Source organism: Mesorhizobium sp. KACC 23794 (genome assembly GCF_052180275.1).
Taxonomy (GTDB): Bacteria; Pseudomonadota; Alphaproteobacteria; order Rhizobiales; family Rhizobiaceae; genus Kumtagia.
In genome coordinates, this window is record NZ_CP197465.1 from 1,702,202 (window position 1) to 1,715,195 (window position 12,994).

16 protein-coding genes are annotated in these 12,994 nt (G+C 66.3%); 7 read left to right on the plus strand and 9 right to left on the minus strand.

All coding sequences use genetic code 11. The features are described 5' to 3' along the window. Positions 1–12: 12 nt before the first annotated feature. The 6 genes from ACSBOB_RS08455 to ACSBOB_RS08480 are packed head-to-tail and all read right to left on the minus strand — an operon-like array spanning position 13 to position 5,969. Complete coding sequence (locus ACSBOB_RS08455; protein ID WP_442581989.1) at positions 13–882, minus strand: RDD family protein; 870 nt, start codon at positions 880–882, stop codon at positions 13–15. Further along, positions 869–1,885, minus strand: a complete 1,017-nt coding sequence (locus ACSBOB_RS08460; RefSeq protein ID WP_442581990.1) for a stage II sporulation protein M — start codon at positions 1,883–1,885, stop codon at positions 869–871. Before ACSBOB_RS08460 ends, ACSBOB_RS08455 begins: the two co-directional genes overlap by 14 nt. After that, positions 1,882–3,195 (minus strand): DUF58 domain-containing protein, encoded by a 1,314-nt coding sequence (locus ACSBOB_RS08465; RefSeq protein WP_442581991.1) that lies wholly within the window; start codon positions 3,193–3,195, stop codon positions 1,882–1,884. Before ACSBOB_RS08465 ends, ACSBOB_RS08460 begins: the two co-directional genes overlap by 4 nt. Continuing rightward, complete coding sequence (locus tag ACSBOB_RS08470) at positions 3,192–4,145, minus strand: AAA family ATPase (protein WP_442581992.1); 954 nt, start codon at positions 4,143–4,145, stop codon at positions 3,192–3,194. Before ACSBOB_RS08470 ends, ACSBOB_RS08465 begins: the two co-directional genes overlap by 4 nt. Then, a complete protein-coding gene (locus tag ACSBOB_RS08475) occupies positions 4,132–5,337 on the minus strand; it encodes a DUF4350 domain-containing protein (RefSeq protein ID WP_442581993.1) in 1,206 nt (401 codons plus the stop codon). Before ACSBOB_RS08475 ends, ACSBOB_RS08470 begins: the two co-directional genes overlap by 14 nt. Continuing rightward, complete coding sequence (locus tag ACSBOB_RS08480) at positions 5,334–5,969, minus strand: DUF4129 domain-containing protein (protein WP_442581994.1); 636 nt, start codon at positions 5,967–5,969, stop codon at positions 5,334–5,336. Before ACSBOB_RS08480 ends, ACSBOB_RS08475 begins: the two co-directional genes overlap by 4 nt. A 139-nt stretch (positions 5,970–6,108) precedes the next feature. Here ACSBOB_RS08480 and ACSBOB_RS08485 point away from each other — a divergent pair, with 139 nt between their 5' ends. Further along, positions 6,109–6,903 carry a glycerophosphoryl diester phosphodiesterase membrane domain-containing protein gene (locus ACSBOB_RS08485; protein ID WP_442581995.1) on the plus strand — a complete coding sequence of 265 codons (795 nt, stop codon included), beginning with the start codon at positions 6,109–6,111 and terminating at the stop codon, positions 6,901–6,903. A gap of 72 nt (positions 6,904–6,975) precedes the next feature. Here ACSBOB_RS08485 and ACSBOB_RS08490 read toward each other — a convergent pair whose 3' ends face one another. Genes ACSBOB_RS08490 through ACSBOB_RS08500 form a run of 3 tightly spaced genes read right to left on the minus strand, consistent with a single transcriptional unit; the run spans position 6,976 to position 8,351 of the window. Next, complete coding sequence (locus ACSBOB_RS08490; protein ID WP_442581996.1) at positions 6,976–7,716, minus strand: SMP-30/gluconolactonase/LRE family protein; 741 nt, start codon at positions 7,714–7,716, stop codon at positions 6,976–6,978. Positions 7,717–7,721: 5 nt separating this feature from the next. Further along, on the minus strand, positions 7,722–8,132 hold the full coding sequence (locus tag ACSBOB_RS08495) for a branched-chain amino acid ABC transporter permease (protein ID WP_442583685.1): 411 nt from the start codon (positions 8,130–8,132) through the stop codon (positions 7,722–7,724). A gap of 3 nt (positions 8,133–8,135) precedes the next feature. Then, positions 8,136–8,351, minus strand: coding sequence for a hypothetical protein (locus ACSBOB_RS08500; protein WP_442581997.1), 216 nt, complete (start codon positions 8,349–8,351; stop codon positions 8,136–8,138). Between ACSBOB_RS08500 and ACSBOB_RS08505 the strand changes: the two genes are divergently transcribed. The 6 genes from ACSBOB_RS08505 (at position 8,352) to ACSBOB_RS08530 (ending at position 12,990) form a co-directional block, all read left to right on the plus strand. After that, entirely contained in the window at positions 8,352–8,969 is a 618-nt protein-coding gene (locus ACSBOB_RS08505) for an enoyl-CoA hydratase/isomerase family protein (RefSeq protein ID WP_442581998.1), read from the plus strand. It begins immediately after the preceding gene. After that, positions 8,966–9,124 (plus strand): hypothetical protein, encoded by a 159-nt coding sequence (locus ACSBOB_RS08510; RefSeq protein WP_442581999.1) that lies wholly within the window; start codon positions 8,966–8,968, stop codon positions 9,122–9,124. The genes ACSBOB_RS08505 and ACSBOB_RS08510 overlap by 4 nt, the downstream gene beginning before the upstream one ends. Then, the gene (locus ACSBOB_RS08515; protein ID WP_442582000.1) at positions 9,099–9,605 is read left to right on the plus strand and encodes a TetR family transcriptional regulator; all 507 of its coding nucleotides are present in this window, start codon (positions 9,099–9,101) and stop codon (positions 9,603–9,605) included. Before ACSBOB_RS08510 ends, ACSBOB_RS08515 begins: the two co-directional genes overlap by 26 nt. After that, a complete protein-coding gene (locus ACSBOB_RS08520) occupies positions 9,506–10,108 on the plus strand; it encodes an ANTAR domain-containing response regulator (protein ID WP_442582001.1) in 603 nt (200 codons plus the stop codon). The genes ACSBOB_RS08515 and ACSBOB_RS08520 overlap by 100 nt, the downstream gene beginning before the upstream one ends. Further along, a complete protein-coding gene (locus tag ACSBOB_RS08525) occupies positions 10,105–11,340 on the plus strand; it encodes a CmpA/NrtA family ABC transporter substrate-binding protein (RefSeq protein ID WP_442582002.1) in 1,236 nt (411 codons plus the stop codon). The genes ACSBOB_RS08520 and ACSBOB_RS08525 overlap by 4 nt, the downstream gene beginning before the upstream one ends. Positions 11,341–11,688: 348 nt before the next feature. Further along, a complete protein-coding gene (locus ACSBOB_RS08530) occupies positions 11,689–12,990 on the plus strand; it encodes an MFS transporter (protein WP_442582003.1) in 1,302 nt (433 codons plus the stop codon). The last annotated feature ends 4 nt before the right edge of the window (positions 12,991–12,994 follow it).

Here is a 12,994-nt window from a genome sequence, read left to right on the forward strand (position 1 = left end):
GGGGTGTTGGTATCAGGCATCATGCTTGCTGGCGCGGCGTTTGCCCAGAAGCAACTTACGCTCCAAGTGCGCCCGCAGTTCGGTATAGTAGGCGGTGAGGAAGGGCCGGGCGCGGTAGCCACGATACGGCATGCCGATCTTGTCGCCGATCGCTCTGGCGACCGTATCGAGCGCGGAGTCATTGTCGCCGCGCAGGATCTCTTCCAGCTTGTGCAGTTCGGCGATGCCGTAGGCGTCCAGTTGCGCGGGGGTGAAGCGGTAGGTGCCGGTGGCGAAATCCGTGTGTTTCGTCAGGTCGTCTACCAAAGCGCGTTTCGGCGCCTCGACCACCCAGGTTCCGGCCAGCAGGTCGCCGATGCGCAGGCGGTCGCGGTTGAACAGCGGGAACAGCGCGAAGCACAGCGCCCAGCCCAGCCCGAACACCGTCGTCAGCGTGTCGGCAAGTCCGCTGCCCGCCTGCGCCAGCAGCATCGACAGCGGTAGGAACACCTCGATCTCGCGCATCAGGTTGCGGGCGATCACCTGGTCGATGGCGAGGCCCGACCCGTCGCGGGAGGCGACGCGGATGCCCATGATGCGCTTGCCAAGCGTGCGTGCGCCGCGGCTTGCCTCGAAGGCGAGGAAATAGGCGTTGCGCAGGAAGAAGATGAGCACGATCCAGACGACCACGACCGGCTCCGTCCTGTCGGCGCTGAGGCCGCCGAGGCCCATGAAGGCGACGATGGTGATGATGATGCCGGTGGTGAAGATGATCACGGCGTCGAGCAGGAAGGCGCTGGCGCGGGTGCCGGCGTCGGCCAGCGTCACCTTCAGGTCGACGCCTTCCGGGGTGACCAGCGGGCGGACGCGCGATACAGCTTCCCTGCGCCTAAGCCTCGCCATCGTGCTCCGCCCGGATGCCGTAGAAATAGACGAGCCACAGCGCCAGGAAACCACCGCCGATCGCATAGCGGGCGAAATCGCTGGTGATGGTTTGGCGGCCGAACCCTTCGAGCAGGCCAGCGGCCAGAAGCATGATGGCGACGCCGACCATGGCGCTGGCGGCGACGCGGCCCGCTTTGGCGGCCGCCTTCATGCGGGTGAGCTCGCCGGGAAAGGCGATACGCGTGCCGATGCGCATGCCGGCAGCCCCTGCGAGCGCTATGGCAAACAACTCGGTGCTGCCATGGATGAACAGCCAGCCGCCGAGTTCGAAACCGAGGCCTTTCGACCAGTAGACCTGGAACATCGCGCCGAGGATGCAGCCGTTCATCAGGATGAGGAGCACGGTGGGCACGGCGAGCGCGAACCCCAGCGCGAAGGCGAGGATCGAGACCTGTACGTTGTGGGTGAAGAGATAGGCTGCGAAGGTCGAGAGATAACCGTCCGCACCATCATAGAGGCCGGCGCGCAACCACTCCGCCGTGGCGTCGGGGCCGCGTCCTCCGGCGAGGTCGGTCGGGATGATGGCGTCGAACCAGGTCTTGTCGGAGGCGACCAGCCGGAACGCCGCAATCGCGCCGACCAGCATCAGGCCGACCGAGACCAGCGTCTCGCGCCAGAGGTCGCGCACCGCGCCCGGCCAGTCGTGGATGAAGAAGGCGGCGATCCGCTCGATCAGTCCGCGCCGCGCGCCGTAGAGGTAGAAATAGCCGCGCAGGCTAAGCGATTCCAGATAGCCGATCAGCGCGTTGTCGAGCGAAGTGGCGCGCGCCACCGAGAGCGACGACAGCGTCGAGCGGTAGAGTATGGGCAGCGACAGCAGCTCCTCGTCGGTCAGCGATTTCGGCGAGCGTTTCTCGGCGCGTGTCAGCAGATCGTCGAACGCCTTCCAGTCCGCCTCGCGGTCGGAGCGGAAGCTTGCCAGCGACTGGCGCACGCCGTCGGCGGAGACCGGGGCACTCACAGCAGGTCCTCCCGCTTCAAATCGAGATAGTGCTGGACCAGTGCCGGGCCGAGCCGCCGGTAATCCGCCTCGACGACATGGGCGCCAAGGCGTCGCAGCTTGGCGATGACCACCTCGCGTTCGCGCAAAAGTCCGCCAGCGATGACCGAGCGCGCCACGTCCTCGGCCTTTTCCGGCTGCGTGTCGGAGAGCGTCTCCAGTTCCTCGTCCTTCATCAGCATGAACAGCACAAGGTGCCGCTCGGTGAGGCGGCCTACCGTTCGGAGCATCAGCTCGGCGCTGATCGGGTCGACGAAATCGGTGAAGATGACGACGAGCGAACGCCGGTCGAGCTGCGCCGAAAGCGTGGTCAAAGCCAGCGTGAAATTGGTTTCCTCGTTGGAATAGTCGATCTCGGCGGCGCGCTTCTGCACGAGCGAGAAGCCGGCGGAGCCGCGAACCGCCTTGCCGAAGATGCGGGGCCGCGCGTCGAAGCTGAACAGGCCGACCATGTCGCCGCCCTTCAGCGCGACGAAGGCGGTGAGCAGCGCCGCCGTCACCGCGCGGTCGAGTTTTGCGACGCCGTCGATCGGTTCGCACATCAGGCGGCCGCTGTCGATGGCGAGCACGATGTTGTTGTTCTGCTCGACGCGGAACTCGCGGGCGACCAGCTTGCCGTGGCGGGCACTGCGCTTCCAGTCGATCATGCGCCGGCCCATGCCGGGCTGGTAGTCCTTCAGCGATTCGAACTCGCGGCCCTGGCCGGCGCGGCGCTGTTCCTGCCCGTCGGAGAGCGCCTCGCGCTGCAACAGCCGGATCGCGTCGTCGCGCACGCTGGCGATGTTGGGCAGCACCGCCACCTTGTTGTCGAAAGGCAGCACGACCTGTTTCCACACCAGCCCGAACGGTCCCGGCCAGCGCAGCCACAGGCGGTCGAGGCTCGCAATGCCGCGCCGCGTCGCATGGAAATGCAGTTCCAGCGCGCCGCCCCCGTCCACCGGCTTCAGCGTGCCACCGGCCCCGCCGATGGGTTCCAGCCTCGTGTCGTGGGCCAGCCGGGCCTCGATCTTCGCGGGCGCGCCGCCGGCGAAGCGGGCGCCGATGAAGACCGGGAAACGGCCGCCGATGCCCACCTGCGGCGTCGATTGCAGGCTGGCCGTCAGCGCGGCGCGGCCGGGTCCGGCGGTCGCGTCCACCAGCAGGAAGCCGAGCAGCAGGCAGATCCACAAAAGGCCGAGATACCAGACGGACGGCAGCGCCAGCGCTACGAGAAAGGCCGGCACCGCGCCGAGGGCGGCCGCCCACACAGACCGGCCACTCGGGTAGATCAACGCGGCGCCTCCGTGACATCGACCAGGTCGCCGACAATCTGCTCGACCTCGCGCCCGTCGATCTGGGCGGCGGGCGACAGCACGACACGGTGCCTCAGCGCCGGCACGGCCAGCGTCTTGACGTCGTCGGGAATGACGTAGTTGCGGCCGTCGAGCGCGGCGCGGGCGCGGGCGGCGCGCGCCAGCATCACGCCGGCGCGCGGGCTGGCGCCGACTTCCAGCTCGGCACTGTCGCGCGTGGCGCGCACCAGTTTTGCGATGTAGCCGATCACCTCGTCGACCAGCGTGACCGAACCGACCGTGGCGATCGCCGCCTGCAGCGCCGCGCCGTCGAGCTGCGGCGTGATGTCGAAACTCTCAACCTTGTGCGAGCCGCCGCCGCCGTGATGGGCGATGATGGCGCGCTCCTCGTCCATGCTGGGATAGGCGACGCGATGCTTGAACAGGAAGCGGTCGAGCTGCGCCTCGGGCAGCGGATAGACGCCCTGGTGCTCGATCGGGTTCTGGGTGGCGACGACCATGAAGTTGCTGCCCAGCGAATGGGTGGTGCCGTCGAAGGTGACGGCGTTCTCCTGCATGGCTTCCAGAAGTGCTGCCTGCGTCTTCGGCGGCGTGCGGTTGATCTCGTCGGCGAGCAGCAGGTCGCAGAAGATCGGGCCGCGCGTCAGCGTGAATTGCCCGGTCTGGAAATTGTAGATGTTGGAACCGACGATGTCGCCCGGCATCAGGTCCGGCGTGAACTGGATGCGGCCGTAGGTGATGCCGAGCGCCTGGGCGAAGCAGCGGGCGATCATCGTCTTGGCGGTGCCGGGCGGGCCTTCGAGCAAGATGTGGCCGCCGGCGAACAGCGCGGTCAGCATCAGGTCGATCGTGTCGGCCTGGCCGGTGATCGCCTTGGCCACCTCCGCCTTGATGGCGGCGGCGGAAGTTTTTACATCATCGACGGTCACTGAGCTTCCCCGCTATCCATTGATGGAGCCGTCTCGCCGCCGTGGCGAGATCCGCCTCGCTGGCGGCGTCGCGCGCCGCGGCCAGCCGTTGTGCATAGCCGTCGGCGCCGTCCTTGTCGCGTGCCGCGAGCCAGCGGTCGAGCGCGTCGCCCTGCAGGCCGTGCGGCGCGCCGAGCAGAGTTGCCGCGCGCTGGCGCATCTGCGCCGCGTATCGGCCGCCGAGCCGGTCCAGCCGGCCCGCGCGGCGCATCAGCGTGGCAGTGGTCTCGACCAGCGCCTTCTTGCCGAACGGAATGGCGCGGGTCTCCGGCTGCGGCGGACCGAAGCGGCCGAGCCCATGCAGGACCGCCAGCGCGGCAGCCGCGAGGATCGACAGCGTCAAGGCGAGGAAAGGCGGCTCCAGCATCAGCTTAAGCAGGTCGTGCTTGCGGTTGGCGCCATGCAATGTGAGGTCGAAGATGACCGGGTCGTGGCTGGCCCGCAGCATGTCGATCAGGCCGATCGCCGCCGCCGCCCTGGCCGGGTCCTTCAGCGCCGCGTTGTCGAGCAGGCCGGGATCGGTCAGCACATAGAACGGCTGGTCCTTTGCCTTGATCAAGACACCCTTGCCCGGGCCGGCCGAGATCAGGGCGTCGTCTGCCGCGGCCCATTGCAGATCATGCGGGGCCGGAGCCGCGAAGGCGTTGCCCGTCACGGTGAGGCGGTCGACCGTCACCTTCTCGGTTCCGATCTTTATCTCCATCAGGCTCGCCAGCCATGAGTCGACCTCGGCGGCGGAAAGGCGCCCGTATCGCATCTCCCAGCCCTCGTGCCCGGGGTAGGGCACGGTCCGCCATTTGGGCAGGACGAACAGCGTCTCGCACCCCGACAGCGTCTTGACGATCTCGTCGAGAGCCTCGGCACTGCTCTGCGGCGATATCGTCACGACGGCGAGCGAGTCGCAGTAAAGCTCGTCCAGGCTGTAGGCCATCTCCGGCGGGTCGCCGTTCAGCCGCATCAGTTCGGCCAGCCCGGCAAAGCCGATGCCGCTCTTCGACAGGGCGGACGCGCCTCCCTGCTGTCCCAGGCGAAAGTCGGGCGCGTAGGTGGAGAGCAGGATGAAGCCGGCGGCGGCCAGCAGGCTGGCGAGCACGCCCCAGAACACGGTGCGTTTGTTGAACGGCGTTGCCGCGGCGGCGGCTTCCACGCTCACGCCCAGGCATCCTTGAAGGCGAAGCGTTCATAGGCGCCGCGCGCTTCCTGCCATCCCTCGGCGCCGACCGGCCTTTGGGCGAACAGCGCCGCCTCGACGATTTGCGCGATCTGCGAGAACGCGCCGCGCGCGCGGGCCGGCAGCGACGGCGCGGCGGCGATGTCGCGCGCCGTCAGCGACGGCCGCAGGAAATCCGGCAGGCGGGCGGAAATGTCCTCGACGCTGCGGCGCAGCAGCAGGTGAACCGCCTCGTCATAACGCCCGCTTTCCGCCAGCGCGTCGGCCTCCGACAGCAAGGTGCGCGCTACCGCCGCGTCGGGACGCCAAGTCTCCTGCGGCTCGGCCTCGACAGCCTCACGCTGCCACGGGAACCGCCAGGCCACGCCGCGGAGCTCCATGACGATGAGCAGCAGGATGACCGCGGCGCCGGCGATCACGGAAGTCCAGAATATGTAGATCACGTAAGGCGCGATCCAGTTCATCAGGTCGACCAGCGGCTGCAGCCACTCCGGCGGCCTGGGCTGCTGATAGGCTGGCAGGTCAAACTGGATGGTGCCGTCTTCCAGCAATTGACGGTGGGCCTCGGCCAGTCGTCCGGCCGTTCCGTCCTGCGCTGCCCCGTTCTCTTCCATGCATTCTCCGCGCGCCGCGACAATCTCTGACAATGCCTTACGAAAAATGCAAGCGAGGCTGGACGGCAGGCTTCAAGATTGGCACCTTGCACGCGATACGTGTTCCGGGGGGACAGGCGTCAGCGAGAAGGGGAAGAGCATGACCATGGCAAGTTTCGACCGGCCGGCGCGTTTTCGCATCGGCCGTGTGTTCGGCGACACATTCAGCGTGCTTGGCCGCAATTTCGGCCTTTGCATCGGGCTGGCCGCGATTTTTTCGGGCATACCGACCTTCCTGTATCAGCTTTGGTCCGGCGCACAGGTCGAGGCCGCGCTTGTCTCGGCGGAAACGGGCGCGCCTCCGTCGCCCGCGTTCGACGCGACGTCCATCCTCGGCGGATTGATCGTCTTCGTTGTATACATGGTTCTGGCAGCGATCCTTCAGGCGGCTCTGGTGCGGACGACGATCGAAGACCTGAACGGGCAGCAGCCGACCTTCGGCGACAGCCTCAGCCGCGGGCTTGCCGTGGTGCTGCCGATCATCGGGCTTTCGATCCTGATGTATCTGGGTATCGCGATCGGCTTCATGCTCATCATCATCCCCGGGATCTATCTGCTTGTCCGCTGGTCGGCGGCGATCCCGGTGCTGGTACACGAGCGGCTCGGTATTCTCGAAAGCATGAAGCGTAGCGCCGACCTGACGAAGGGGAGCCGCTGGCGCATCTTCGGGCTGATGGTGATCATCTACATCGCCTTGATCGTCGTGCAGATCGCCCTTGGACTGCTGGTGATCGCGGTAACCGGCGTTTCCAGCATCATTGGCGCTCTTCTGGCCGCCCTGGTTTCGGCTGTGGCGGCGGTGCTTATTTCGATCGCCATGGCCGTCGCCTATGTCGAATTGCGCTACGTCAAGGAAGGCACGGACGTGAAGGAACTCGCGGAGATTTTCGCATAGGGCGCTTGTTGCCCGCGCAGGAAGGGAGAGGCAGGCGCAAGCCGGCTGCCTCTCTACGGCTGGTCGTGATCGCTATCCGTTGAAGCGGGTCTCCGGCAGGCCTTTTACGCCCAGCCCGGTGATCGAATAGAGCCAGCCGGCGCCGGGGCCGTCGGCGGTTATGTTCGGCGTCTGCTTGAGCGAGGTGACGTAGAGCGCGTCGAGGGTCGGCCCGCCGAAGCCGACATTGGTCGGCATCCTGCACGGCATGTCGACGACGAGCGCGGTGCGGCCCAAAGGGTCGAAGCGGGCGATCTCGCCGGAATTGACGAAGGCGACCCACAAGAACCCTTCGGCGTCGATGGTCATGCCGTCCGCGCCGGAATTGAACGGTTCGGTGTCGACGAACATTTGCTTGTTGGAGATGACGGTCTTGTCGTAGCGGCATTCGAGTGCGGCTTGCGCCAAGGCAACACGCGGCGTCTTCACGGCGATGGACGGCGCCATGTCGATGCCGAGCAGGTCGGGCTCGCTGACCTCCTCGGCGACCGCTTCGGAACTGCGGCCCATGGCGTCGCGCATGGCAAAACCGGCGAGGTTTACGACGAACTCGCCGGCCTGCTCGGCGTTGCGGCGCGAGTCCTTCGGTGTCGAACTGGCGAACATGACGAAAGGCGGGTGGCCCGAAACCGCGTTGTAGAAACTGTAGGGCGCGAGATTGACGGGGCCCGTGGGCGTCAGCGTCGAGATCCAGCCGATCGGGCGCGGCGAGACCAGGGCGTTGAAGGGGCTGTAGGCCAGGCCGTGGTCGTTCTTATCAGGCGTATAGTGCATGGTTCTCAGAGCGCCCAGCCGGTCAGTTTCGACAGCTGCCCGACGATGCCCTCGCGGAAGACCATCACGCAAACGATGAAGATCAGGCCGTGCAGCACCGTCACCCACGAGCCGAAATGCGCGAGGTAGGTCTGCATCGACACCATGGCGAGTGCGCCGACGATCGGTCCGAAGATGGTGCCGATGCCGCCGAGCAGGTTCATCAGCACCGCGTCGCCGGAGGTCGTCCAGTAGACGTCGGTGAGAGTGGCGAGATGGAACACCTGCACCTTGATGGCGCCGGCAAAGCCGGCGAAGGCGATGGCCAGCACGTAGAGCACCAGCTTGTAGCGAAACACCTTGTAGCCGAGGGATTCGACGCGCTGCTCGTTGCCGCGGATGGTGCGCAGCGCCTCGCCGAAGGGCGAATAGTTGATGCGTTACATCAGCAGCGTGGCGGCGATGAACGGCACGGCGACGAAATAATACATCGACATGTCGTCGGCGAGGCTGAACAGGCCGAACAGGTCGCCGCGCGGCACCGCCTGCAGGCCGTCCTCGCCGCCGGTGAAGGGCGCGCGCAGGCAGATGAAGACCATCTGCGCAAGCGCCAGCGTGATCATGGCGAAATAGATGCCCTGCCGGCGGATGGCCATTTGGCCGAAGACGAAGCCAAGCAGGGCGCCGGTGGCGGAGCCCATGAGGACCGTCAGGAGGCGCGCAACGCGCTCAACCTGCAATGCTGGCAGCAACTCAATGACCTGCTCGCGCAAGCCGAGGACGACGAGGCGACCACGGCCTTTGTCATTGCCGGCGGCCCGCTTGCCTTCTCGGCCGGTGGCGACATGAAAGATGTGCAGGGGCGTGGTGACGGCCTGTTCAAGGACGCCTACCGGCTGCGCTACCTGCAAGGCGTGCTGGCCAGGATTTCCGGCCTGTCGGTCCCGGTGCTGGCGGCCGTCGAGGGGCCTGCCGCCGGCGTCGGCTGGAGCCAGGCGCTGACCTGCGATTTTGTCATTGCCGGCGCCAACGCCGCGTTCAAGGCGCCTTTCGGCAGCCGCAGCCTTGTGCCGGACGGCGCAATCGCCTTCCATCTGGTGCGGGCGGGCGGCCGCTTGCAGGCGAGCGTCATCCTGCTCGACGAGGGCGGGCTCACGCCGTCCGAGGCCCTTGCCTACGGGCTGGTCAGCGAGGTCGTCGAGGAGGGCAGGGCTCTGGACCGGCGGTCGAGATCGCCGAAGCTTTCAAGACGAGGTCGCGGGACACGACATTGATCACGTTGCGGGCTATTCGCCGCGCGGAGGAGATCGGCTGCCGTGCGTTCCTGGAAACGGAGTATGAGCTTGCCTCGCTCAATCTCCACAACCCGCAGGTTGCAAAGTCGCGCATGAGCTTCAAGACCAGTGACGGGAAAGACGGCGAACGATGACGGCGCAGGAACCGCTCGACCAGGACGCAGCGGCAACGGCGACAAGCAGGCGCAGATCATCGCGGAGGCGTGCCGCCTGTTCGCGCAGCGCGGCTTCAACGGCACGTCGATCCGCGACATCGCCAATGCGGTCCGGCCGGCCTTCCGGCTACTGCGCTCGATGCTGAGCAAGGTCGCCATTTTTGATCCTCAATGTGCCGGTCTCCCGGCTCGGGGCGATACCAAGCCTGTTTATCGAACGATTGGTAAGCAGAGTCTGCCGCAGCCCTGGCTCTCTTGTCAATTATGGCGACTGCCGACGTTAAAGGCGGTTTCGTCAGCGATGGCTGACGCATCCCAAATGCCGCATTGCACAATCGCCGGCGACGCGCAAAATGCGGCATGGCTGCAGCATCCCTCGCCATACTGGTCATCGACGAGAACCGTATCCGCGCCGCGATCATCGAGGCGGGGCTGCGTGAGGCCGGCCATGACCGGGTGACGCTGGTGCACGACGTCGCCGGCATTGCCCGGCGTATCGCCGAGATTAATCCAGATGTCATCGTCATCGACCTGGAAAACCCCAACCGCGACATGCTGGAGAACATGTTCCAGCTTTCGCGCGCGGTGAAGCGGCCCATCGCCATGTTCGTCGACCGCTCCGACAGGGCCTCGATCGAGGCGGCGATCGACGCCGGCGTGTCGGCCTATATTGTCGATGGCCTGAAGCGCGAACGGGTGAAGCCGATCCTCGACCTGGCCATCAGCCGCTTCAACGCCTTCGCGCGGCTGTCGCGCGAACTTGACGAGGCCCGCAGCGAGCTTGAGGACCGCAAGGTCATCGAGAGGGCCAAGGGCATCCTGATGAAATCGCGCGGCCTTCCGGAGGCGGAAGCCTATGCGCTGCTGCGCAAGACGGCGATGAACCAGAACCGCAGGATCGGTGAGATTGCGCGCAGCCTGGTCACGGCGGCCGGGTTGTTAGGGCCGGGAGACGACGCATGACGGCCACCCACCAGATTGCCGCCGGTTTCCTTCCGCTGCTCGATAGCGCCCTGCTGGTCGCCGCGCGGGAGAAGGGTTTTGCCGAGGCCGAAGGGGTCGAACTCACGCTGGTGCGCGAGACGTCGTGGGCCAATATCCGCGACCGGCTGGCGGTCGGCCATTTTCAGGTCGCGCACATGCTGGCGCCGATGCCGATCGCCTGCAACCTCGGGCTGACGCCGCTTGCCGCGCGCACCGTGGCGCCGATTGCGCTCGGCCTCGGCGGCAATGCCGTCACCGTGTCGAACGGGCTCTGGCGGGCAATGGCTGCGCATGGCGCGGCGGGCGATCTTGCGCCGCGCGGTGCCGGCGAGGCGTTGAAGGCCGTGTTGGCTGAGCGGTTGCGTTCCGGCCAGCCGCCGCCGCGCTTTGCCGTTGTGCACCCGCATTCGGGCCACAACTACGAACTCCGCTACTGGCTTGCCGGCTGCGGCATTGATCCGGACCGCGACGTCGAGATCGTCATCGTGCCGCCGCCGTTGATGGCGGATGCGCTGGGTTCCGGCGCGCTCGACGGCTATTGCGTCGGCGAGCCGTGGAACACGGCTGCCGTCGCCCTCGGCCATGGACACATCGCCACGGTCAAGGCGGCGATATGGCGCTCCAGTCCGGAAAAGGTTCTGGGCGTCGCGCAATCCTGGGCGGAGGAAAGACCGGAAGCGCTCGCCGCGCTGCTGCGCGCGCTTTACCGTTCTGCGCAATGGTGTGCCGAGCCCGCCAACCATATCGAACTGGCCGGTATGCTGGCGTCGCCGGCCTATGTCGGCCGACCGGCGGAATGGATGCTGCCGGCTCTGTCGGGCCGACTCCGTACCGGCCCGGACTCGACGGTCGATTTGGCGGATTTTTTCGTGCCGCTGGCCAAGGCGGCGACCTTTCCATGGAAGAGCCACGCGCTGTGGTTCTACAGCCAGATGGCGCGCTGGGGGCAGGTCGAGCACAGCGTGGCCAACGCTTCGATTGCCCGCGAGACCTACAGGCCGGACATCTATCGCGAGGCGCTGAGGCCGCTCGGCGTGGCGCTGCCCGGCGCCAACGCCAAGGTGGAAGGCGCGCTGAAGGCGGAAACGCCCGTCGGCTCTGCCGGCGCCAGCCTGACGCTCGGACCGGACGGGTTCTTCGACGGCAGCCTGTTCGATCCCGACCAACTCGACGCCTATATCGCCGTGCAACGCCGACTCGATGTGGCGTGATCGCCGGATGAGCATCTTTGTGCGTCGCACAAGAAATGGGCAGTGTGGCGAGCAATTGACTATCGTTTGACCGCTTGCGCGCCAATTTCGTCCAGTTGCCGGTTGTCGATAAGTAATTGAAATAAAAGAATTATTTCTGATCGCCAAAACTGGCACGATTCGTGCTTGGGTATTTGCGAGGCCCTCGGGCCAAAAATATCGGCGTCCAATGGCGGGCGCCTCTCAGGCAAAGCTGCCGCTCAAGTCGAAACGCGATCCCGGATTTCCGGACGCGAAGACTTGGCCGGCGGCTTTTTTGTTTTCGCGATCCAATCCGGCGTGGCCTCACGCCGCTTAACGGAGCCGACAATGACAGAAACCTTCCCAGCCGCGCCAAGCCAGGACAAAGCCTCGGCTCGCGCGCTTGCCATGTCCACCATCGCCTTCACCGTCTGCTTCGCCGTGTGGACGATCTTTTCGATCATCGGCGTGCGCATCAAGCAGGAACTCGGCCTCAGCGAAACGCAGTTTGGCCTGCTGGTCGGCACGCCGATCCTCACCGGCTCGCTGGTGCGCATCGTGCTCGGCGTCTGGACCGACCGTTTTGGCGGGCGCCTCGTCTACACCGCGACCATGCTCGCTGCCGCCGCCGCGACCTTCCTGCTCGCCTTCGCCCATACCTACACGCAGATGCTGCTCGCCGCACTTGGCGTCGGCCTTGCCGGCGGCTCCTTCGCCGTCGGCGTCGCCTATGTCTCGCGCTTCTATCCTGCGGGCAAGCAAGGGACGGCGCTCGGCATCTTCGGCGTCGGCAATGTCGGCGCGGCCGTCACCAAATTCGCCGCGCCGTTCGTACTGCTGGCCTGGGGCTGGCAGGACGTCGCCGTGATCTGGGCCTGCGTGCTTGCCTTCATGGCGTTGATCTTCTGGTTCGGCACCGAGGACGATCCGGTGATCCGCGCGCGCCGGGCCGGCGCGGCCCGCATCACGAAGAGCTTCTGGCAGGAATTCGCACCGCTGAAGAATCTTCAGGTCTGGCGCTTCGGCCTCTACTATTTCTTCGTCTTCGGCGGCTTCGTGGCGCTGGCGCTGTGGCTGCCGCGTTATCTGATCGGCGTCTACGGTTTCGACATCGCCACCGCCGGCATGATCGGCGCGGCCTATTCGATCCCGGCCTCGATCTTCCGCGCCTATGGCGGCGTGTTGTCCGACCGCCTCGGCGCGCGCACCGTGCTCTACTGGACCTTCACCGTGTCGGCCTTGTGCTGCGCGGTGCTGGCGCTGCCGACGACCGACTATACAGTACGCGGCATCAACGGCCCGATCGCCTTCCACTTCGAAATCGGCTGGCTGGCTTTCATTGCCATCGCCTTCGTGCTGGGCTTCTTCATGGCGATCGGCAAGGCCGCCGTCTACAAGCACATCCCTGTCTACTATCCCGACAGTGTCGGCGCAGTCGGTGGCCTCGTCGGCATGATCGGCGGCCTCGGCGGCTTCGTGCTGCCGATCGCCTTCGGCGCGCTGAACGACCTGACGGGCGTCTGGTCGAGTTGCTTCATGCTGCTGTTCGCGGTCGTCGCGGCCTGCCTCGCCTGGATGCATGCGTCAATCCTGCGGATGAACCGCGTCTCCGCGACGGCGGGCGCGCCATCGCTCGCGGCGGCCGAGTGAATCG